Source organism: Bacillota bacterium (genome assembly GCA_030705925.1).
Classification (GTDB): domain Bacteria; phylum Bacillota; class Clostridia; order Oscillospirales; family Feifaniaceae; genus JAUZPM01.
Genome location: JAUZPM010000002.1, coordinates 35,879 through 56,916, shown reverse-complemented (window position 1 = coordinate 56,916; position 21,038 = coordinate 35,879). Strand labels below are relative to the sequence as shown.

Below are 21,038 nucleotides of genomic sequence, written 5' to 3'. Positions count from 1 at the left end.
AGTATTATGTGAGTAAAAACTATTTCACTAACGGGGGATATTATGGAGTCAATTTATCTGAGCAGGCGAAAAATCATATTATATCTATTAGATATGTTGTTTGTCGTATGCTCATTTTTATTTGTAGGTCTTGTTATTCGAAGTTTTTGGTCTATAGGGCATTTAACATCGCTTAGGATTATTGTATTAAAGGCTGCTGTTGTATACTCTATATCGTTTTTTGCTTTCCGAGTTTATAGTATTGTGATTATCTATGCCGACATAAATGATTACTTGCGTATTGCTTTCGCTTGCTCTGTTTCAACAATTCTGTTAATAGCCATCAGTCCTGCAATACGGGAAGTAATCGGTGATTATGCACTGCTTGTATATTTAATATCTTTATGTTTAATCATTCTCCTTACAACTGCCAGCAGAATATTTGCACATTTTTATTTCATACATAATAGACGCGCCCTCGGGTTTCATCAAGAAGAAGAACGCAAGAAAAACAGAGTGCTGATAATAGGTGCCGGCGCTGCTGGTGGAATTATTGTCAACAATTTAAAACAAACCGGCAAAAATGATTATGAGTTTATAGGAATAATAGATGACGATAAAAAAAAGAAAGGAAAAGAAATCTGCGGAGTAAAGGTACTGGGTACAAGAAAAAAAATTGAACAAATATGTCAGCAAGGCGAAGTTGACACGATTTTACTTTCAATAGCTGCAATATCCAATGAGGATAAAAAAGATATCCTCGACATATGCAGTAAAACTGGATGTAAAGTTCGTGTATTGCCGCATGTTGATGACTTAGTAATGTCAGGTGACTTTTCAGATAACCTAAGAAGCGTTGAAATTGAAGATCTTCTGGCGAGAGATCCAATTAAATTAGATAACGCCGGAATTTCGGAATATTTAAAAGATAAAGTCGTTATGGTCACAGGTGGCGCAGGGTCAATTGGCTCTGAATTATGCCGTCAAATTGCCCGTTTTAAGCCAAAAAAGATTTTGATTCTGGATATTTGGGAAAATGGTCTTTATGATATTGGTCTTGAGATGCTCAATAATTTCCCCGACGTAGAATGCGTATCCATCATTGCTAGTATCCGTGACCACCAGCGTTTATGCAGGATATTTTCTAATTTTTCGCCGGAAGTAGTATTCCACGCAGCTGCGCATAAGCATGTTCCGCTTATGGAGGCTAATCCTGTCGAAGCTATAAAAAATAACGTTTTTGGTACATTAAATCTTGTTAATACCAGCGTAAAATACGGCGTAAGTAAATTTGTTTTAATATCAACCGATAAAGCTGTCAGGCCTACAAGCATAATGGGTACAACCAAACGCATCTGCGAAATGATTGTTCAAAGTGCATGGAAGAAAACAGGTAAACAATTTGTAGCGGTTAGGTTCGGAAATGTTCTAGGAAGCAATGGCTCTGTCGTTCCCCTATTCAAGAAGCAAATTTTAAAAGGCGGGCCAGTCACTGTTACACATAAGGATATCACCCGGTATTTCATGACTATATCAGAAGCTACACAACTTGTACTTCAAGCTGGTGTATTTGCTAAAAGCGGAGAAATTTTTGTTCTCGATATGGGAGAACCAGTTAAAATCTATGATTTAGCAGTTAATATGATACGCTTGTCCGGGTTAGAGCCAAATGTCGATATTCCTATTAAAATAACCGGACTTCGACCGGGTGAAAAGCTTTATGAAGAATTATTAACAGCAGAAGAAGGTTTGACAAAAACTACTCACCAAAAAATCTACATTGCAAAACCAAACTTGATTAATTTAAACAAAATTGAGGAAAACCTCGCTTTACTTCAGTCTGTGATTTTATCTAATAATACAAGTAACATAAAAGAAGTCATAAAGCAAGTTGTTCCAAGCTATTCTTCTCCTAATATTGACGAGTTTAAGTTTGCTTCAGCTGAAGGGGTATTTACTGAAATTATATCTTCCCCTGAATTATTTAGATCCGTTAAAACTTTGGATACATTAGTTACTTCCAATAAAGATGGTGGTAAGGTTGATTAAAAAGAAAAAGATCCTAATAATACTTTCAATTATTATAAGCCTATTGATATTGGCAGGAATAGGCGGCATTTACTTCGTTAACCATACATTTTCAGTTGTATTTGATGAAATCGCAACAGAAAATCAGAAAAATTTTAATAAAACACCTCCTAATACAAAAATTGATTCGGCTTCTAATGATAACAAAAATAATATTAATAGTGGATCTGGAAACATAAATAAAAATCAAGATGCCCAAAGTAATGATAGCTCAAATAAAAGTGAAACAGATGCCCGGAAAAACGCGAATAATTCAGTATCGGATAACCAGCAAAAATTAAAATATACAGAAGAATCTGTAAAACAGCTTGAGTCTGAAGTATCTTTTTCCGATAAATTAAAAGTAATGTCAATAATAAGCAGTTCTTTATCGAATAATGAATACCTCGAATTATTGAGTATGCCGAAAGGTGGGATAACAAGTGACGAAATAAGCAGAGCATACTTAATTTTAAGGCAGTCATTATCATCTGATAAAAAAAATCAAATAGCCAAAATTTACACTAAATATGCTAATCTATTAAATTAAATTCAAAGGAGCATATAAAATGAAAAGGAAATTACTCAGTTTATTTCTCGTTTTCTCAATCATTGCAAGCCTATTTTCTACGTCGGCTTTTGCAGCAGTTGATTTAAACTCTTCATCTGTTTCCAGTGCAATCACGAAAATAAGTGATAATTTATTATCGCTTACTGCAGCAAAAAGAACCGAATATTTTAACCTTTTGAGTACATATCTTCAGACAAATGACGGTATTGACGCTTTAGTCGCAGGATTACAGGATAGCAGCAAAGTTCCTTCTGCACTCACTGAATTTTACAATAATTACTCTGCTGCTTTAACGGCTAACAAAGATGATGCAATATTTTTGCTTAAATTTATGAAATGTATCCCGGAGGAAAAACGTAAAGAATCATTAACTGATTTTGAAAATAAATCTGATGTTACAATTTCTTCAACTGATACACAAAATGCTTTAAATAATGTTTATGTTGCACTAGTTCCTGCGAATACTATTGACATGCTCAGAAACGATCATGGTATAGGTGCAAACACAATATTAACTTTATTTACGGCATTAAAGGGTTCTATTTATCTTACAAACACATCAACAAGCAGTACTGAATTAAAGCTCAAAACATCATCTGTTACATTTGATAACGCAGTACAATCTTATCTTAGTGGCACTGTTATTAACGGCACAACTATTACCGATACATATAGCCTTTCAAATGTTCTTTGCAGCGCATTTAACGCTGCAGACCCAACTATTGATCCAATTCGCTCTGATATAACAAAAGTGTTAAGAGAAATTGGATTATTTGAGCCTTCAACAGTTGGCGGCGGCGGTTATGGCGGTGGTTCTGGCGGTGGTTCAAGCGGCGGCAGTAGCAGTGGATCTACCAATGGCTCAGGCACTGATAACGGCTCAGGTACTGAACCCGAAACTCCAACAGTAAACCCCCCAGTTATTGCAGCTCCGGTGGCAACCTCAACTTTCACAGACGTTCAGAATACATGGAGTGAACCCTATGTAGGCGCTTTAGAGAGTCGCCATATTTTTGCAGGATACCCTGACGGCGGTTTTCATCCTGAAGCAAAAATAACACGTCAAGAAATTGCAGTAGTATTAGTTAAAGCTCTTGGTATTGAAAGTGAACTAAAATCAGATGCAACAGTTAATTTCACAGATAAAGATAGTATTGCAGACTGGTCGGAACCATATATAGCTTTACTTGATGAGCTAGGCATATTTAAAGGATATGATGACGGTGGTTTCCATCCTGAAGCTACACTCACACGTGAAGAGTTTGCTGCATTAGTTGCAAGAGTGGTAAAACAAGCCCCAAAATCCAATCCATTAAGCTTTAGCGACAAATCGTCTTTTAGCAGCTGGTCTCAGGATAATATCAATACTTGTTCTGCATTAGGGATTGTATCTGGTTACGAAGATGGATCATTTAAGCCAAAAGAAGAAATTAAACGTTCTGAATCAGCTGTTATGATCTATAGGCTAATGTATATAGACGGATATCTTTCATAACTATGAAAAAAATAATTTCTATTACACTATGCATATGTTTAATGCTGTCGGCGGTTATTTCACCGCCGACAGCATTTGGCGCTGATTCTATGTCAAAAATAATAGACGGATTGTTAACTTATTCGGCTGAGGAACGCGCTAACCTGTTTACATTCTTAAAACCCTTGCTTATCGTCGATAAAGGGCTTGATTTAATCGATAGTTACATCGATAATTACGACCCCAGCGGTGGAGATGTCGCGAGCGCATTACTAGCTCCAATTTTTCAGTATATCGAGCCACAAGACGCCAAAACAGCGATATCAGTTTTACGTTTAATTCCTGAAGATACTCGCAAGAAATACGCTGATATTTACCAAAATCGTACAGAGACCCCGTTGACTACTGATGAAGCAAACAATGCCAATTCTATATTATTGTTGATTTATGAAGACTATCCAAACCTTCAAACATTATTTGATGAAGATGGAATTACATCCGGCGTTTTATTGAATTTCCTGGGCATTTTTTCTGAAATCAATGATAGCAAGCCAATGTTATCTTATTCTGATAGCTATTTTTCCGTGAATTATGTATCTTCTACATTTGAAAGTAGTTTAAATTCGTTAAGTACCTCTAATGGTGACCCCATTTCACTTAAAAAGCTTGCTGAGGAGACCGCAGACCGTCTTAACACTGTTACAACGGATGCTAAACCTAAAATAGCAGAACTGCTTCAAAAAACCGGGGTTTGTGTAATACAAAACAATGATTCAGAAATTGGTTCACCTACAAGCAGTGATTGGAATGAAAACGGTTTAGAATTAAAAGTTGAGAATGCTGATACTACGGCTAGCGAAAAATCGCAAGGCTATGTAAAGGCAATCAATGTCAGTGTTTACAGCAATAATGATAAACAGCCTGATGGTTTGCTTCCACAATCCTGCGTAATCAGCTTTACCTGTGACAATCCTCTAATGACGCTCCACGATACTGACGGAAATGTTGTGCTTTTGTCAACATATGAAAATGGCAAATTTACAGCACGTATTGAAAAAAGCGGTCGTTATCTTATAAAACAAAACTCTGCACCATTTAAAGATAATAATGGCTGGGGAACAGATTACATAAACCAGCTTGCTCTGCGCGGAATTGTTGGGGGCAAAGGCGACGGGCTATTTTCACCAAACGATAAAATATCAAGAGAAGAATTTGTCAAACTTATTGTTAAGCTTTTTAATTTACAATCAAATGATAATCCGGGCTTTGCTGATGTAAATAGTAGTGACTGGTATTTCCCTTATGTATCAAGCGCATATAAAGCAGGAATAATAAACGGCGTTGGTGATAATAAATTCGGTGTCGGTCAGCCAATTACCCGTCAGGATTTATGCAAAATCATCTATAATGCTGCATCAGCTAAAAATCTATTCAAATCTTCAAATACAATAAGTTTCAAAGATTCGTCTAATATTGCAAGTTACGCATTAGATGCTGTAACAGCTCTTAATAGCTCAGGGTATATCGCAGGAGATGAAAACAGCAATTTTAATCCATCCTCAAACGCTACAAGACAGGAAGCAGCAAAAATATTGTATTACTTACTTCGAGATTTAACTATAACTAAATAATAAAAAAGCGACCTATCAGGGCCGCTTTTTTATTACAATTTCTTAACATATAACTAAGGTGTGTTGCATTATAATATCTAATAGCGTATAATCTTGATGGTATAAATTTCGGAATTAACTAACTTTATTTTAACTGCATAGCTTTTGCAGTTTGGAGCTATTATGAAAACATTAAATCGAATAGCAAATAAATTAAAAGCAAAACGATGGGTTCATATATCTGCACTTATTGGTGCGGTTCTTTTCCCTGTATTCTTAGTAATTATGGTAGAGCTTATACATTTCAATAGCCTATCGCTACTCTTTAAATTTATTAATGAAAATACTTTAATTTTCTTATTTGATATTTTATTAATATCAATAATTTATATTGTCGGCCTTCTTATTTTACGTAGGATATGGCAGGCCGCCTCAATCACAGGTATAGCGCTATACATTTTAGCGATGGTTGACTACAATAAATACGAAACGTTGAGGCAGTATCTTTTTCCTTGGGATCTTTATTTGATGAAAAATGCGGATAGCTTTACTACAATATCGGCTGTCTATTTTTCTTTCTATTCGATTCTAATGCTGATCCTATTACTATCGTATTTATTTATCTTGCTGGTTGCCAATATGCGAATAAATCTCACTCTTATAAGACGTTTTGCCGTAAGCGCTGCAATGGTATTTGCAATTGTCATATCATTTAAGAGCGGATATATAAGTACAAAGGCACTTCCGGCTATGGGGATGACAAGCGTAAAAAATCCATCGGATAACTATCAAAAAAATGGACTTATCGCATCTTTTTCGATGAGTGTGAATAAAAACAGTCTCACTGCGCCGGATGGATATTCAAGTAGTTCAATCGAGGAAGGTTTATCTTCTTATCCGCCTGTCGAAAGTAGTAACTTTGAAAAGCCTGACGTAATAGTTATTCTATCTGAAGCATTATTTGATGTAACGCAGCTCCCAAATACAAAATTTAGCGTTGATCCTCTGAAAAACATTCATAATATAAATAATCAGTCCATAAGGGGGACAATGATTTCACCGACATTTGGCGGGGGAACAGTAAGACCAGAGTTTGAAATGCTTACCGGTCTCACCGTTAACGAACTGCCTTCCGGAACTGTCCCGTATCAGCAGTATGTTAAAAATCCTGTTTGGTCCTATGCTTGGCACTATAAGGATCTGGGTTATAGCACTGTTGCTGTCCATACGTATAACAAAACATTTTTTGACCGTGAAAGGTGCTATCCCCTTTTAGGTTTTGATAAATTTATTGGCATGCAGGATTTAGAGGATTTCGGAATAACACCTGTTTATAAAAATAAACTTATTTCCGACGATACTTTTGCTAATACAGTAATTAAGGCATTAGACGAAGCAAAACAGCCAACATTCCTATTTGGTATCACTATGCAAAACCATACTCCCTATCTTGATAAGTACGATTCACATTCGGTTACAGTATCTAATTCATCTTTTTCAGATGAGGAAATAAATATCCTTGAAAACTACTGCGAGGGAACAAAAGATAATGACGCGGCTTTTCAAAAAATTATTGACTATATAAATACCCGAAACAAACCGACAATACTCGTTTATTTCGGCGATCATTTACCCGCTTTAGGCACTAACAATTCGATTTATGTTAAATCAGGCTTAGTGAAATCAGATCAGCCAACAGAGTGGAGTTTATCGGAAAACAACAAAATGTACGGCACTCCGTTAATTATTTATTCTAACTATAACACCGGAAAGAAGTTAACGATTCCTGACAGCGGTATTTCCCCATATAATGTTTTAGCTCTGGTATCCCAGTATATAGGTGCCCCACAGGATAATTACATGTCATTCCTTGTTAAATTGGCGAACACTATGCCTGTCAAAAATCCCGTTTACTACGTAACAAACGGTAATGATGCGCAAACGATCTCCAAGATGGATGCATTACACGAAATGATAACTTATGACCGTTTGCTTGGCAAAGGTTATTCTCAGCCATCCTTAAGCAATAAATGAAAATAAGGTGTTAAATGAAAAAAGGGTTACTTTTAACTATTTTGCTTTGCCTATCTATGTTGCTTTCGGGATGCAGCAATAAGACCAGAAATTTTACAGACATATATAAAGTAAAAATCGAGACAAACATATCGACCAGTGGCGGAAGCTATAAAATTTCTATTAATTCAAATATAAAGAAGTCAGATAACAGCTATTACGCTGACGTAAATTTAAGCCAATCAAACAGTACCTATAAGTTACATTATTATTATACTAATGGAAAACTATATGAAGATGATTCAGAATTAAAAAGCTTTACTACAGCTAATAGTAGACAAGCTGAGCAAGCAATGTTTCTATTTAATACCCGATTCCCAATTAGTTCAAAAAGCAACACCATTAAATCCTCCAGCGAACTAGATGGATTAAACGGTTTAAAACTCAATCCAAATGTTGTGAAAAATAGCCTTGACGCATATATTAAATCAGCCCTTAGATTTTCAGATCTGAACTTGAAAAATCTAAAATATGATAAAGTACTTTTATCAGATGCCAAAGAAAATGAAAAGATACTATATTTTACTGCAAACGATAAAAAACAGGGCGTTACTGTTAAATATAAATATACAATAAACATCGGCCGTGAAGATGGAAATACAGTTACCACACCATCAGACTTGGATTCTTATTTCAAAAAATAGTACACTTACAGGAAACGGAGTCATAATGAAAAAACTTTTGTCTATTATTACTTTATTTGGTATTCTTACTACATTACTAACTGGATGCGGAACATCAAATTCTAAAATATTGAAAACATATGATGATGCATTTAAAATGCTGCAGAATGCAGATAGTATAAATTCTGTTATGCAAATGAATACAACTATCAGATACAACGGAAAAGTCGACGAGTTTATAAAAAACGAAAACGTTTCTGAACAGTTGAAAAATGGTGTTACAACAGCTGCTACTAAGGAATCAGCATCTAAGATGGTTGATGTAACAACGGCGTTAAAGTCATACTATGCTAATGGAACGTTATACTCCGATGAAAACGGAGTCAAATATCGGAAAGATTTAGAACCTGATAAGGTCTCGGCTCTGCGTTATCTAATGAAGTTCGATGGAAAAGCTGTAAAATCATATCGCCCTTCAAAAACCGAAACAGGCAGTCAAATAATATTTACCGTAAGTGGAAATACGCTGCTAGATCCTTTGAGCAGCATTCTGTTTGATTCAGTTCCAGACCTCGATTCAAAAGGTCAGGCAATATCCATAAGTGATGTTTCTTATATCGTTAAAATAAATAAATCTGGGCAAATCACAGATGTCACTGCTTCAAGCACATTTAAACTTGATAATAATAATATTAAGAAAAATATAACCCTAAATTACAGCATAGAATTTAAAAACATTAACCAAGCTTATACACCTGTTGATATAGATGAAAGTGCATATCCCCCATTGAAATAGTAAACCTATTTACTCGAGCATCTGAATTAATTCAGATGCTTTTTTTATTTAAATGCCTTGACAGCAACTACATATAATGTTATATTGTATATATTCAATATATACAATATAACACGGCAGGTGAATTTGTGGATATTATTATAAGCAACTCAAGCGGCAAACCGATATATGAGCAGATCACTTCGCAAATAAAAAACTTAATTATTAGCGGAACATTAAAGGAAGGCGATATGCTTCCTTCTATGAGATTTCTTGCTAAAGAACTTCAAATAAGCGTTATAACAACAAAACGAGCTTATGAAGACTTAGAAAGAGACGGTTTTATAGAAACTGTAACAGGAAAAGGAAGCTTCGTCGCAGCAAAAAACTTAGAATTTATTCAAGAGGAACACAGGCGCATCGTTGAAGATTATTTGCAAAAAGCAGTTAATACAGCTAGAACTAGCGGAATTACACTTGATGAGCTCCGCAGCCTTCTTGAGATATTTTACCTGGAGGAATAACAAATGGAAAACATATTAACAGTCAATAACCTAACCAGACACTACAGTGATTTTACCCTAGACAATGTGTCATTCTCTTTACCGAAGGGCTCGATAATGGGTTTGATCGGCGCAAACGGAGCCGGAAAGACTACCACATTAAAACTGCTGCTGAATCTTATCCAGCGAGACTCCGGAACAATTTCGATCTTTGGAAAAGATAATATTAAAGATGAAAAAGAGATTAAAGAACAAATTGGCGTAGTATTTGACGAGTGTTATTTTCATGATAATCTAAATGCTGCCGATATTTCAAAAATCATGTCAAAGATTTATGCCTCCTGGTCCAAAAGTCTTTTTTCATCATACCTAAGTAAGTTTTCGTTACCGAAAGATAAAATTATGAAGCAGTATTCCCGCGGTATGAAAATGAAGATGTCTATTGCCGTAGCGCTTGCCCATAACCCAAAACTTTTAATTTTAGATGAACCTACAAGCGGTCTGGATCCGGTAGTAAGAAATGAGATATTAGATATTTTCTTAGAGTTTATACAGGCCGAAGATCATTCAATATTACTTTCATCACACATTACTTCAGATCTTGAGAAAGTCGCTGACTATATCACTTTTATTAGAGACGGAAAAATTATTTTATCTGATGAAAAGGACATATTGCTTGATAACTATGGTTTGATCAAATGCGGTCAAGAACCATTTTCAAAAATATCAAAAGACGATATTGCCGGAATGCGCCACAACAGTTTCGGCTATGAAATACTTGTTAGAAATAAAAAAGACGCAGCTAGAAAGTATCCAGGTTATGTAATTGACAATATAACGACAGAAGAAATCCTGCTTTTGATGGAAAAGGAGAATGTGCAATGAAAGGTTTATTTTTGAAAGACTACTTTAACCTGATTCGTAACTCAAAATTGCTTTTTACAACCCTTATATTTTACGGCATTTTTGCCATTACAATGAACAGTCCAAGTTTCGTTATAGGTATAATAATTTTTGTATTTTCTATGATGGTTCTAACGTCATTCTCTTATGATGATTTAGCAAAATGGAATATCTATGCAATGACAATGCCTATTTCTAGAAGCAGCTTTATTTTAGAAAAATATTGCCTCAGCCTGGCTTTAGTATTATTCGGTTCCCTGTCTTCCATTTTGATAACATTTATTACTTGTATGGTTCGATCTCTCAGCATAAAACCAGAATGGTTTCTGACAGCATTTGTTGTCTCGGAGATAGCATTGATATTCATCAGTATAATGATTCCGCTAATTTATAAATTTGGCACAGAAAAAAGCCGAATTATGCTGATTTTGATAATGGCAGTTCCATTTATGCTTGCTTTTGTTTTATTTAAGGCTAATATACCGATGCCCAGCGATAATTTTATTAAGGGATTGATGTTTGCCTCACCTGTTATAACTTTAGCCTCACTATTCCTTTCATATAATATCTCAATATCAATATTTTCAAAGAAAGATCTCTAAAATAAAAAAGGGCTTGAAGCCCTTTTTTATTTTGCAATAAGCCTTTCACCATCATAATCAACAACTATATTAGTTTCAGGTTTTATATCCTGTGCTATTATCATTCGGCCGATCAGTGTTTCTATATTCTTTTGTATAAACCTGCGAAGCGGACGGGCCCCATATACCGGGTCATACCCCTGATCAACAACAAAGTCCTTTGCACGTGCAGTCAATTCTACAGAAAGCTGCCTGTCGGCAAGTCTGTCAGAGAGTGATTTTATCATCAAATCAACAATACTTGAAATCTCTTTTTTTGTAAGCGGCTTATAGAATACGATATCATCGAGTCTGTTCAAAAACTCGGGACGAAAAGAAGCGTGCAATACATTTTCAACTTGGGCTTTCGCCTTAGAAGTTATATTCCCCTGCTCATCTATCCCCTCAAGCAGATAACTTGACCCAAGGTTTGATGTCATTATTATAATGGTGTTCTTAAAGTCAACCGTCCTTCCGTGTGAATCTGTTACACGACCGTCGTCAAGCACTTGTAAAAGCACATTAAATACGTCAGGATGAGCCTTTTCCACCTCATCGAACAAAATAACCGAATAGGGTCTGCGGCGGACGCTTTCGGTAAGCTGTCCCCCCTCGTCATAGCCGACATATCCCGGAGGCGCGCCAATAAGCCTTGAAACTGAATATTTCTCCATATATTCACTCATATCAATTCGGATCATATTATGTTCATCGTCAAACAGCGCAGACGCAAGGGCTTTCGCGAGCTCTGTCTTACCAACACCTGTCGGTCCCAAAAACATAAATGAACCTATTGGGCGGTTGGGGTCCTGTATTCCGGCTCTTGATCTGATAATTGCCTCGCAGACCTTTTGAACTGCCTCGTCCTGACCAATCACGCGTTTGTGCAGTTCGATGTCAAGATGAAGCAATTTTTCCCTTTCGCCCTCCATAAGTTTGGACACAGGTATTCCGGTCCACCTTGCAATTATGCGTGCAATTTCTTCTTCTGTCACCTTATCCCGTAAAAGAGTTTTATGTGATGCAGCCTGCTGTGCTTTCCGTTCCTCCTCGGCAAGCTCTTTTTGAAGCTGCGGCAGACGACCATAACTAAGCTCTGCCGCCTTTTCAAGATTATATTCTCTTTGCGCCTTTTCTATCTGTGCGCCAACTGATTCTATCTCTTCGCGAAGCTTCTGAACTTTGCCTATTCCCTCTTTTTCAGAGTTCCATCTCGCCTTCATTGTCTTAAACTGGTCGCGAAGATTGGATAGCTCAGACTGGATTTCGCTCAGATGAGCCGCCGATAGGCTGTCTTTCTCCTTTTTAAGTGCCGCCTCTTCTATTTCAAGCTGCATAATTTTTCTTGAGATATCGTCCATTTCAGCAGGCATGGAATCAATCTCTGTCCTTATCATTGCGCAAGCCTCATCTATAAGATCTATGGCTTTATCAGGCAGAAACCTGTCAGATATATAACGATGAGATAATACTGCTGCCGAAATAAGCGCACTGTCCAATATTTTGACCCCGTGGAATACCTCATAGCGCTCCTTAAGTCCGCGGAGTATTGAAATCGTATCTTCTACTGTAGGTTCCTCAACCATAACCGGCTGAAAACGTCTCTCAAGCGCAGGATCTTTTTCGATATACTGGCGATATTCGTTAATAGTGGTAGCTCCGATGCAGTGAAGCTCACCGCGTGCCAGCATTGGCTTTAAAAGGTTTCCTGCATCCATTGCGCCGTCTGTTTTCCCCGCTCCGACGATATTGTGAAGCTCATCAATAAACAGAATGATCCTGCCTTCAGATGCCTTGATCTCCTGAAGAACAGCTTTTAAACGCTCTTCAAACTCTCCTCTGAATTTAGCGCCTGCAATCAAAGCGCCCATATCAAGTGAGAATACCTGACGGTTTTTTAAGCCGTCCGGCACATCTCCTCGTACAATTCGCTGTGCAAGACCTTCTGCAATGGCCGTCTTACCAACGCCAGGCTCACCAATCAGCACAGGGTTATTTTTAGTTTTACGGGATAAAATTTGAACAACACTGCGTATTTCATCATCTCTCCCTATAACGGGATCGAGTTTCTGACGGCGCGCCAGTTCGACAAGGTCCTGACCGTACTTTTTTAGCGCATCGTATGTGTCCTCAGGCGTGTCACTTGTAACTCTAGTATTACCGCGCACAGCCGCAAGAGCCGATAAAAAAGCATCTTTCGTAACTTTAAACTGTTGGAATATCGATGTCACAGCTTTATTTCCGTTTTCTATAAGCGAGAGCATAAGATGTTCAACAGAAACATATTCATCATTCATTTTTGACGCAATATCTTCCGAAGCGTTTAAAACCTTGTCAAGTTCCGGCGATACATAGATTTTATCTATCTCTCTTCCCGGTCCCGTAACTCCTGGAATACGTTTTAGCGCTTCCTCTGCGGCACGGCGCATAGATTCAATATCCAAATCTATTTTGGGAAGCAGAGCAGGAATTAACCCATCCTCCTGTGAAAGCATGGCAAAAAGCAGGTGCTCGCAATCGACATTTACATGATTATATTCAGTTGCAGTCCGCTGAGCATTCTGAACAGCCTCTATAGATTTTTGCGTTAATTTTGAAACATTCATATTAAGCCTCCTTTAACTTATTGATGATTGCTCTGATATATAGTTTTGATAAAGATTCAGAAGTTCCCTTTCTGTCCCTCCCGAAAGGTAATTTGATAAGCCATTGTGTAAAATATTTATATAACCTGAAATAGCCTCCGCAATATCTGAACTGCTTCCGATTTTTTTATCTTTTAGCGAAAAACTGCGTTCAAACCGCCCTTCTGACAGTTCGCTGTGAACATTTCCGCCCAAACAGTAGTTTTCGATATTCTTCCAGAGGGTAAAAAAGCTCTTAAGCGCTTCCAAAAGTTCATTGCTTTGCGTACGAGTTGTAACTCTAAGCACTCCCTCTGCAATATCCCCATCTTTTGATAATTCGATACAATACCTTATCGTAGGATTGTATCGATATTGAAGCCGAGAATATACAGACATCATTGAGTCAGTCGGATCGCTCTGCACTCTAAACGGCGGCTTTGAAACCATAAGCCGTGCAAGTTCATCAAATATATCGCGGCGTTGACCATGAGGCGTCTGCATTGACAAATAATCTGCAATAATCTGATTGATAAGATTTGACCTGCTTATATTCATTGTATATCCTACCCTGTCAAGAGCAGCTACTAAATCATCATAAAGCAACAGACTATATAAACTTTTTTTCATATTTGCTCCAATTCCTGTATTTTATAAGTTTATTGTAGTATTATTTATTTAATTTGTCAACAATGTTATATAATTTATTATACAATTTAAATAATAAAATATACTAAGTTTCATAGATTGTATAGTATAAACGAAAAGCGGCTACCGATTTTCCGGAAGCCGCTTTAAATTTTTTTACTTTAATTGTGATCTTTGCATCCGTTCGTATTGCAATTACCTTCGTGATGTTCGCCGTGATGATCGCATGTCGCTTCAGAATCAAATACCAAATTTCCTTTTAAAAGCGACTCAACTGCAGCGTCTGCACTGCCAGTCACCCCGCCAAATAGTTCGATTTTTGCCTCTGCTAATGCGCGCTTAGCCCCGCCTCCAATGCCGCCGCAGATTAGAGTCGTTACATTGAGCCTTTTTAGCATTTCCGCAAGCGCTCCATGCCCGCTGCCATTCGTACTCACTATTGTGGCTAAGACAACTTCATTATTTTTAATATCATACACCTTAAAACTCTCTGTATGTCCAAAATGCTGGAACACCTGCCCGTCTTCATAAGTAACCGCAACTCTCACGCTATTTTACCTCGCTTTCAATCATGTTAATCATATTATCAAGCCAGCCTCCATCAAAGAGTTCGATCATGCCAGCGTCACAGGCAACGGCAAGTTTCGAATCAATTGGAATTTTAGACACTGTCTTAACGCCAAACTTTTCAGCAATTGCGTCTATATGACTTTCGCCGAATAATTTATATTCTTTACCGCAGTCCGGACATTTTACATAGCTCATATTTTCAACAAGCCCCAAAATCGGTATATTCATCATATTAGCCATATTAACTGCCTTTTCAACAATCATGCCAACCAATTCCTGAGGTGAAGAAACTATGATAACTCCATCAACAGGTATTGATTGAAACACTGTCAACGGTACGTCACCAGTTCCAGGAGGCATGTCGATAAACATATAGTCCACGTCTCCCCATATAACATCCGTCCAGAACTGCTTGACTGTACCGGCAATGATTGGACCGCGCCATACTACTGGATCGGTTTCATTTTCAAGAAGAAGGTTTAAAGACATCACAGAGATACCGGTCTTTGTCTTCGCAGGAAATAATCCCAATTCACTGCCGGATGCTTTTTCATGGATACCAAATGCTTTAGGTATAGACGGTCCGGTAATATCTGCGTCTAGTATAGCAGTTTGAAAACCTTTTCGCTGTGCCAATACTGCCATCATAGAGGTAACAATCGACTTGCCTACGCCACCCTTGCCGCTGACCACCCCTATAACTTTTTTTATGTGGCTCAGTTCGTTAGATTTCTCCCTAAAATCTGTTTTTTCCCCCGTTCTTTCATTACATTCGCTCTCGCAAGAAGAACAATCGTGTGAACATTCCTCACTCATTATTTTCATCTCCTAAATCTTGTTGACATCTTCTCTTATGACAATGATTGCAGCCGCATCCCGGCGGCTCGCCATTGCAAATAACGAAATCGCCGCCGTTGATGTGCAGCTCTTTTCCATTTACCAATGCTTCTGCCAGCTTTTTACGCGCGCTGTTGTATATAGCCTGTGCAGTGGTTCTGGCAACAGTCATAACTTCGGCGCATTCTTCCTGGGTCATGCCTTCCAAGTCTATCAAACGTATAGATTCATATTCATCTACAGTCATTAGAATAATGTTTCGATCTCGGACTTCTGTCTCTAATGGGCCAAAGCTTTGACTCATTGGCATACAGCATACACGCCGCCATTTTTTTGGTCTTGCCATATCTTTCACCACCCCATTATCGGCATATGCCATTTATATTTATTATACTTCTTTTTCGGCATATGTCAATAATCATTAATGTTAATTTACATTGGCATAAAAATGAACTAAAACAAAAACCGCTTGCTCAAAAGCAAACGGCTTTATATTTAATCAATTCTGACATCAGCAAAAACCGGGCAATGGTCAGATGCATCAAGCGCATCTTGCATTTCAACAGTTTCGTAAACAAAAATGTCTGCCCGTTCCCCCGTTAAAAGAATATGATCAATTGAATTATCATATGTACCTATGGGTTTAGGCGCATTTTTAAATGTATTCGTTTTTTCATCCCATTCCGGATAATTATGATGCCCCCCTGAATTAGATGCGTGTAAAGTTGCCGCATCATGCGTATCAGTAAAACCGTGTGCAAAAAGCTTGCTCATTGGCTCACTTCCGATAGTGCAGTTAAAGTCCCCTATGCAGAAAACAGGTACATTATAGTCTTTTAAAATCCCATCAGTAACAGCCTTTAACTCATCGCAATTATTAAGTCTTGCAGCATTGCCTGCCTCATCGCCAGTCCAGTAAAAATGCGTTGAGCATACGGCAAAACGGACATCCTCCACATGACTTTGAAACACCGCCCAAGTGATAGATTTTGAATTTTTGTCATTAAGCCCGCTGTATGAGTGAAATCCAGATTTAAGCACACTGTATTTATCACGAAGATACACCAGCGGAGTGTAATTGTTTAAATACTCCCCTGCTTCCACCTCCACCTCGGCATAACAGCTTGATATAAGCTCCGTGAGGTTAGGTATCTCTCCGCGAATTTTAGGCGAAAACTCCTGCATACCGATTACATCCGGCAACAAACTGAGAAAAACCTGCGCCAGCAAATCATCTCTGTTAGCAATTAAATTCGCACCACAGTTGCCCCAAACATTACTTGTCATTATGCGAATGAAGCCGTCTTCTTTAACATTCACGCTGTTCATTTGCATTTTCCTCTCTCTTTTTAATTACCTGCTTAATGTATCAAAGTACTCACTTATTGTCAATAACAACATATTTTAAAAATCCTTTCTTTTATTCGCCTTCGCTTTTATCCTGCGGCACATTCTTTTGAATTTTAACTAAGTTTTCAGCTTTTGCCTTGTTGAAATAAAACCCCGTCGCAGTCGCGAGTTCCGTGAAAACTGCCGGGATAAGATACTGGAACACGCTCATATCATTGGTCTTCCAAGACATAATACACGCAAAAACAGTCACAAATATGACGCCGCCCGTCACCCAGGTAAGTATCACTTTCGAGAATTCATATTTTCTTTTGCGTTTCTTCATTATGTAGCCCCCTTTGATACTATGATATCTTGTTCGCGTTCTAAATGTTCATTCAAGCAGTTACGTCCAGTTTTCGCTGATTCATAAGCCTTGACGCAGTGCCTACAATCGTGGCCATCCTTTCTTGTGGAAAGCTCCGCATCGACTGCCGCATTATACAAAAAAGCATCCCTTGCAAAAACGCATAAAAGATGCTTTTTTAATAGAAACTGTATTATTGTATTATAGTTTCCTAGGCTTGATATTAGCTTGAAGATTATTTAAAACCTCGCCAAAACGTTGAAAATGCACTACTTCCCTTTCGCGCAGAAACTTGATAATTTCATTTACATCAGGGTCATCTGAAAGTTTCAGTATGTTATCATATGTTGTACGTGCCTTTTGTTCAGCAGCCATATCCTCCATAATGTCTGTTATCGGATCACCTTTTGACTGAATATACGCCGCCGTCCAAGGAGAACCGGATGCAGAGGCAGGATATACGGCATTGGTATGATCTACGTAGTAAGCACCAACGCCCGATTTTTCAAAATCCTTTGCTCCTACTCCTGAAGTCAATTGATGAACAATTGCGCCGATTATTTCCAAATGGGCCAGTTCCTCTGTACCTATGTCATTTAATGTACCTTTGGAAATATCATCAGGCATAGAAAAACGCTGAGACAAATAACGCAACGACGCTCCAAGCTCGCCATCAGGGCCGCCATATTGTGTCAAAATGAACTGTGCGAGTTTGGGGTTTTTATTTCTAATTTTAATCGGATACTCTGTTTTCTTTTCATAAATCCACATATACTACACCTCGTCTATCTTTCCCATGGCCATGGGCTTTCGATCCATGTCCAATAGTCTTTGTTTGTTGCGTCGCTTGCCTTAAGCGGGCCGTAATTCTCAACGTATTCAGATTCTAGCTGTTTCGACTTTTCAACTGTCTCTTTAAACATGCGCAATGCACGTTTATCAGTCGGATGAGTGTCAAGATATAAATTCAAGTCTATTGCATAGAATTCATACTCTTGAATTTTACGTAAAAGACTTTCCTGCCTGTTACTCATTGGGGTAGTCCGCATTTCAGGCTGACGCATTTCGGGCTGGCGAATTTCCATTGGCTTAGCGTTTACTTCTTTTGATTCTCTCTTTTGGAGATATTCTTCCATAAAATCATCATATCCGTAATCTACCATGGTAAATATCCCTCCCTGCCGTAAACCCCATAAGGCAAATCCAATTCAGGGAAAATTGTTCCTCTTGTTAACGCCCTTGCTTCATCATAGACCTGCTGTAAACTTTGGTTTGGAACAGCGGCATATCCGAGAAACAATGTAGGCTGCCTATATCTCATAGTGTCTTCTTGTTTCATTTCGTTTATCATTAGTATATTTCATCCTTTCTACATGGATTGACAATAACACTATACGTGTAAAGAAATAAATTCGTTCCCTTTGACTGTTTGTAAAAAGCACAGTTTCTATCTTGAAAACAAAAAAATCCCCGCAGATAACGGGGATTTTTCTTCAATTAAAGATATAATTTTTTTATCATTGATTAAGCTTGTATTTCAGCATCATGGCTGAATTTGCTACAACCAGGACAGAGCCGGCATTATGAACAATTGCACCCATAGCCGGATTTAAAATTCCTGCTGCTGCAGCTGTAATTGCGAGGGCATTTATACACATAGATATAATAATATTGATTTTTATTGTACTCATTGTCTTTTTTGAGAGATCAATAAGCTCAGGCAGCCTTTCAAGCTCATCACTCATCAAAGCTATGTCAGCCGCCTCTATCGCTATATCAGTTCCCATCGCACCCATAGCAATACCTACGTTAGCTGTTGCTAGAGCCGGTGCATCGTTTACACCGTCTCCAACCATTGCAACGCTTGAATTCTCCATAAGCTTTTTGACGACGTTCACCTTATCTTCCGGAAGTTGTGAAGAATAAACATTTACAATATCTGTTTGAGTTGCAATAGCGTTAGCTGTTACTTCATTATCGCCGGTGATCAGCACAACATTTTTTATGCCCGCATTTTTTAGCTTTAAAACAGAATCCCGAGCATTTTTCTTTACGGTATCTGCAACAGATATAAACCCTAATAGATGTTTTTGATCAGATACAAGTAAAACAGTTTTTCCGTTTTTCTGCTGTTCCTGAACCTGTTCTTTTTCATCCTCTGATATAGCAATGCCGTTTTCCTCCATAAGGCGGATGTTGCCAACAAATACGGGATAACCTTTTATATTGACAGATATACCTTTGCCGGAGTGCATTAGAAAGTTATCAGCAGGAAGTGTTTCAATACCTTTTTGTTCAGCGAATCTAATGACAGCTTGCCCAAGATGATGTTCGCTAAGACGCTCTGCACTTGCCGCAAGACTTATGAGTTCATTTTCTCTTGAGCCATTGAAGCATAAAGTGGAAACTACGGCTGGCTTTCCCTCTGTAATAGTCCCTGTCTTATCAAATGCGATCGCCGTAATCCTGCTCATAAGTTCAAGAGCTTCGCCTGATTTTATAAGTATTCCTTTTTTGGTTGCGTTCCCGATTGCCGCCATCATTGCGGTAGGCGTTGCAAGCACCAGTGCACATGGGCAAAAAACAACAAGCACTGTAACTGCTCTTTGAATCTGGTTATAATACTGGCTCCCGGTTTTATGATGGCTTGCAAGTATAACCATTCCTTGGCTCAGTGAGGCGCCGCCAAAATAAACAAGGATTGCAATAAAGAGTGCAACCGGCACAATATATCCAGCCCATTTGTCCGCAATCCTTACTACACGTGCTTTCTTTTCTTCGGCTTCTTTGACAAGGCTGATCATCTTGCCAAGAGAAGAATCTGCGCCAATCTTTGTTGTTTCGATTTCAATAGCACCGTGCTGATTAATTGTCCCGACAAAAACTTCATCTCCGGCCGTTTTGGCAACAGGCATCGACTCGCCTGTCATAACTGCCTGATTTACCGAAGTTTCTCCACTTAAAATTTTGCCGTCAACAGGAATCGTTTCACCCGGCTTTACCAAGATATGATCACCGATATTCACCTGAGACGCTGAAATAACTTTTTCGGTTCCATCCACCAGAACTCTTGCAGTCTTTGGCGCTAGACTTATCAGACCTGATAATCCTTCTCTTGCCTTTCGCATAGTGCTGTTTTCCAGAAGTTCTCCGACCATCATTATAAACGCCACTTCGCCGGCAGCAAAATAAGCATTGATATAGACAGCTGCGATAAGCGCAAGCGAAACAAGAACACCAGCTTTTATATCAAGCCTAGTAAATAATCCATAAATCGCCATCCAAAGCATAGGAGTGCCCGATAATATAATTGCAATCCATGCAATATCAAATTCAAAACCAAATAACGAAAACTTAACTTTTAAAAGACTTAAGACCAGTGTAATACCTGAAATGATCGTAAAAATCATAGTTCTGAAATCATGGTCATACCAAAAACGGAGAAGGTATCTCTCGTACTTTGAT

The 21,038-nt window shown here is 38.1% G+C and carries 22 protein-coding genes; 10 read left to right on the top strand and 12 right to left on the bottom strand.

The genetic code is table 11. From position 1 onward, the window contains the following. Window positions 1-42 precede the first annotated feature (42 nt). The 10 genes from Q8865_00850 (at window position 43) to Q8865_00805 (ending at window position 11,180) form a co-directional block, all read left to right on the top strand. The gene (locus tag Q8865_00850) at window positions 43-2,028 is read left to right on the top strand and encodes a nucleoside-diphosphate sugar epimerase/dehydratase (GenBank protein MDP4151976.1); all 1,986 of its coding nucleotides are present in this window, start codon (window positions 43-45) and stop codon (window positions 2,026-2,028) included. Continuing rightward, on the top strand, window positions 2,021-2,596 hold the full coding sequence (locus Q8865_00845) for a hypothetical protein (protein ID MDP4151975.1): 576 nt from the start codon (window positions 2,021-2,023) through the stop codon (window positions 2,594-2,596). The genes Q8865_00850 and Q8865_00845 overlap by 8 nt, the downstream gene beginning before the upstream one ends. A 19-nt stretch (window positions 2,597-2,615) precedes the next feature. Further along, on the top strand, window positions 2,616-4,112 hold the full coding sequence (locus Q8865_00840) for an S-layer homology domain-containing protein (protein ID MDP4151974.1): 1,497 nt from the start codon (window positions 2,616-2,618) through the stop codon (window positions 4,110-4,112). Between the two features lie 2 nt (window positions 4,113-4,114). After that, window positions 4,115-5,722 (top strand): S-layer homology domain-containing protein, encoded by a 1,608-nt coding sequence (locus Q8865_00835; GenBank protein MDP4151973.1) that lies wholly within the window; start codon window positions 4,115-4,117, stop codon window positions 5,720-5,722. Window positions 5,723-5,884: 162 nt separating this feature from the next. After that, window positions 5,885-7,735, top strand: coding sequence for an LTA synthase family protein (locus Q8865_00830; GenBank protein ID MDP4151972.1), 1,851 nt, complete (start codon window positions 5,885-5,887; stop codon window positions 7,733-7,735). Between the two features lie 14 nt (window positions 7,736-7,749). Beyond that, window positions 7,750-8,418: a hypothetical protein gene (locus tag Q8865_00825; GenBank protein MDP4151971.1), complete on the top strand. Its 669-nt coding sequence runs from the start codon at window positions 7,750-7,752 to the stop codon at window positions 8,416-8,418. Between the two features lie 25 nt (window positions 8,419-8,443). Next, window positions 8,444-9,193, top strand: a complete 750-nt coding sequence (locus Q8865_00820; GenBank protein MDP4151970.1) for a hypothetical protein — start codon at window positions 8,444-8,446, stop codon at window positions 9,191-9,193. A 128-nt stretch (window positions 9,194-9,321) separates the two neighbouring features. Further along, entirely contained in the window at window positions 9,322-9,696 is a 375-nt protein-coding gene (locus Q8865_00815) for a GntR family transcriptional regulator (protein ID MDP4151969.1), read from the top strand. Window positions 9,697-9,699: 3 nt separating this feature from the next. After that, the gene (locus tag Q8865_00810; GenBank protein MDP4151968.1) at window positions 9,700-10,560 is read left to right on the top strand and encodes an ABC transporter ATP-binding protein; all 861 of its coding nucleotides are present in this window, start codon (window positions 9,700-9,702) and stop codon (window positions 10,558-10,560) included. Further along, window positions 10,557-11,180, top strand: a complete 624-nt coding sequence (locus Q8865_00805) for an ABC-2 transporter permease (protein MDP4151967.1) — start codon at window positions 10,557-10,559, stop codon at window positions 11,178-11,180. The genes Q8865_00810 and Q8865_00805 overlap by 4 nt, the downstream gene beginning before the upstream one ends. Before the next feature lie 26 nt (window positions 11,181-11,206). Here Q8865_00805 and clpB read toward each other — a convergent pair whose 3' ends face one another. The 12 genes from clpB to Q8865_00745 all read right to left on the bottom strand — a co-directional run bounded on the left by clpB (window position 11,207) and on the right by Q8865_00745 (window position 20,983). Beyond that, the gene (clpB, locus tag Q8865_00800) at window positions 11,207-13,804 is read right to left on the bottom strand and encodes an ATP-dependent chaperone ClpB (protein MDP4151966.1); all 2,598 of its coding nucleotides are present in this window, start codon (window positions 13,802-13,804) and stop codon (window positions 11,207-11,209) included. Between the two features lie 12 nt (window positions 13,805-13,816). Beyond that, window positions 13,817-14,452 (bottom strand): hypothetical protein, encoded by a 636-nt coding sequence (locus tag Q8865_00795; GenBank protein ID MDP4151965.1) that lies wholly within the window; start codon window positions 14,450-14,452, stop codon window positions 13,817-13,819. Between the two features lie 179 nt (window positions 14,453-14,631). Then, the gene (locus tag Q8865_00790; GenBank protein MDP4151964.1) at window positions 14,632-15,018 is read right to left on the bottom strand and encodes a NifB/NifX family molybdenum-iron cluster-binding protein; all 387 of its coding nucleotides are present in this window, start codon (window positions 15,016-15,018) and stop codon (window positions 14,632-14,634) included. A gap of 1 nt (window position 15,019) precedes the next feature. Beyond that, window positions 15,020-15,856, bottom strand: coding sequence for an Mrp/NBP35 family ATP-binding protein (locus Q8865_00785; GenBank protein MDP4151963.1), 837 nt, complete (start codon window positions 15,854-15,856; stop codon window positions 15,020-15,022). Next, window positions 15,849-16,223, bottom strand: a complete 375-nt coding sequence (locus Q8865_00780; GenBank protein MDP4151962.1) for a DUF134 domain-containing protein — start codon at window positions 16,221-16,223, stop codon at window positions 15,849-15,851. The genes Q8865_00785 and Q8865_00780 overlap by 8 nt, the downstream gene beginning before the upstream one ends. Window positions 16,224-16,372: 149 nt before the next feature. Beyond that, the gene (locus tag Q8865_00775; GenBank protein ID MDP4151961.1) at window positions 16,373-17,206 is read right to left on the bottom strand and encodes an endonuclease/exonuclease/phosphatase family protein; all 834 of its coding nucleotides are present in this window, start codon (window positions 17,204-17,206) and stop codon (window positions 16,373-16,375) included. Window positions 17,207-17,297: 91 nt separating this feature from the next. Beyond that, on the bottom strand, window positions 17,298-17,552 hold the full coding sequence (locus Q8865_00770; GenBank protein ID MDP4151960.1) for a hypothetical protein: 255 nt from the start codon (window positions 17,550-17,552) through the stop codon (window positions 17,298-17,300). Continuing rightward, window positions 17,552-17,713, bottom strand: a complete 162-nt coding sequence (locus Q8865_00765) for a hypothetical protein (protein MDP4151959.1) — start codon at window positions 17,711-17,713, stop codon at window positions 17,552-17,554. Before Q8865_00765 ends, Q8865_00770 begins: the two co-directional genes overlap by 1 nt. Before the next feature lie 61 nt (window positions 17,714-17,774). Further along, window positions 17,775-18,344, bottom strand: a complete 570-nt coding sequence (locus Q8865_00760; protein MDP4151958.1) for a manganese catalase family protein — start codon at window positions 18,342-18,344, stop codon at window positions 17,775-17,777. A gap of 14 nt (window positions 18,345-18,358) precedes the next feature. Next, window positions 18,359-18,736, bottom strand: coding sequence for a spore coat protein CotJB (locus tag Q8865_00755; GenBank protein MDP4151957.1), 378 nt, complete (start codon window positions 18,734-18,736; stop codon window positions 18,359-18,361). Then, complete coding sequence (locus tag Q8865_00750) at window positions 18,730-18,924, bottom strand: spore coat associated protein CotJA (protein ID MDP4151956.1); 195 nt, start codon at window positions 18,922-18,924, stop codon at window positions 18,730-18,732. The genes Q8865_00755 and Q8865_00750 overlap by 7 nt, the downstream gene beginning before the upstream one ends. Before the next feature lie 166 nt (window positions 18,925-19,090). After that, complete coding sequence (locus tag Q8865_00745; GenBank protein ID MDP4151955.1) at window positions 19,091-20,983, bottom strand: cation-translocating P-type ATPase; 1,893 nt, start codon at window positions 20,981-20,983, stop codon at window positions 19,091-19,093. Between the last annotated feature and the right edge of the window lie 55 nt (window positions 20,984-21,038).

Excerpts from the sequence above, each read along its gene's own strand:
- Q8865_00850 (MDP4151976.1), top strand. The coding sequence starts at position 43 with ATGGAGTCAATTTATCTGAGCAGGCGAAAAATCATATTATATCTATTA.
- Q8865_00840 (MDP4151974.1), top strand. The coding sequence starts at position 2,616 with ATGAAAAGGAAATTACTCAGTTTATTTCTCGTTTTCTCAATCATTGCA.
- Q8865_00835 (MDP4151973.1), top strand. The coding sequence starts at position 4,115 with ATGAAAAAAATAATTTCTATTACACTATGCATATGTTTAATGCTGTCG.
- Q8865_00830 (MDP4151972.1), top strand. The coding sequence starts at position 5,885 with ATGAAAACATTAAATCGAATAGCAAATAAATTAAAAGCAAAACGATGG.
- Q8865_00825 (MDP4151971.1), top strand. The coding sequence starts at position 7,750 with ATGAAAAAAGGGTTACTTTTAACTATTTTGCTTTGCCTATCTATGTTG.
- Q8865_00820 (MDP4151970.1), top strand. The coding sequence starts at position 8,444 with ATGAAAAAACTTTTGTCTATTATTACTTTATTTGGTATTCTTACTACA.
- Q8865_00810 (MDP4151968.1), top strand. The coding sequence starts at position 9,700 with ATGGAAAACATATTAACAGTCAATAACCTAACCAGACACTACAGTGAT.
- Q8865_00805 (MDP4151967.1), top strand. The coding sequence starts at position 10,557 with ATGAAAGGTTTATTTTTGAAAGACTACTTTAACCTGATTCGTAACTCA.
- clpB (MDP4151966.1), bottom strand. The coding sequence starts at position 13,804 with ATGAATGTTTCAAAATTAACGCAAAAATCTATAGAGGCTGTTCAGAAT.
- Q8865_00795 (MDP4151965.1), bottom strand. The coding sequence starts at position 14,452 with ATGAAAAAAAGTTTATATAGTCTGTTGCTTTATGATGATTTAGTAGCT.
- Q8865_00785 (MDP4151963.1), bottom strand. The coding sequence starts at position 15,856 with ATGAGTGAGGAATGTTCACACGATTGTTCTTCTTGCGAGAGCGAATGT.
- Q8865_00780 (MDP4151962.1), bottom strand. The coding sequence starts at position 16,223 with ATGGCAAGACCAAAAAAATGGCGGCGTGTATGCTGTATGCCAATGAGT.
- Q8865_00775 (MDP4151961.1), bottom strand. The coding sequence starts at position 17,206 with ATGAACAGCGTGAATGTTAAAGAAGACGGCTTCATTCGCATAATGACA.
- Q8865_00770 (MDP4151960.1), bottom strand. The coding sequence starts at position 17,552 with ATGAAGAAACGCAAAAGAAAATATGAATTCTCGAAAGTGATACTTACC.
- Q8865_00760 (MDP4151958.1), bottom strand. The coding sequence starts at position 18,344 with ATGTGGATTTATGAAAAGAAAACAGAGTATCCGATTAAAATTAGAAAT.
- Q8865_00755 (MDP4151957.1), bottom strand. The coding sequence starts at position 18,736 with ATGGTAGATTACGGATATGATGATTTTATGGAAGAATATCTCCAAAAG.
- Q8865_00750 (MDP4151956.1), bottom strand. The coding sequence starts at position 18,924 with ATGATAAACGAAATGAAACAAGAAGACACTATGAGATATAGGCAGCCT.
- Q8865_00745 (MDP4151955.1), bottom strand. The coding sequence starts at position 20,983 with ATGATTTTTACGATCATTTCAGGTATTACACTGGTCTTAAGTCTTTTA.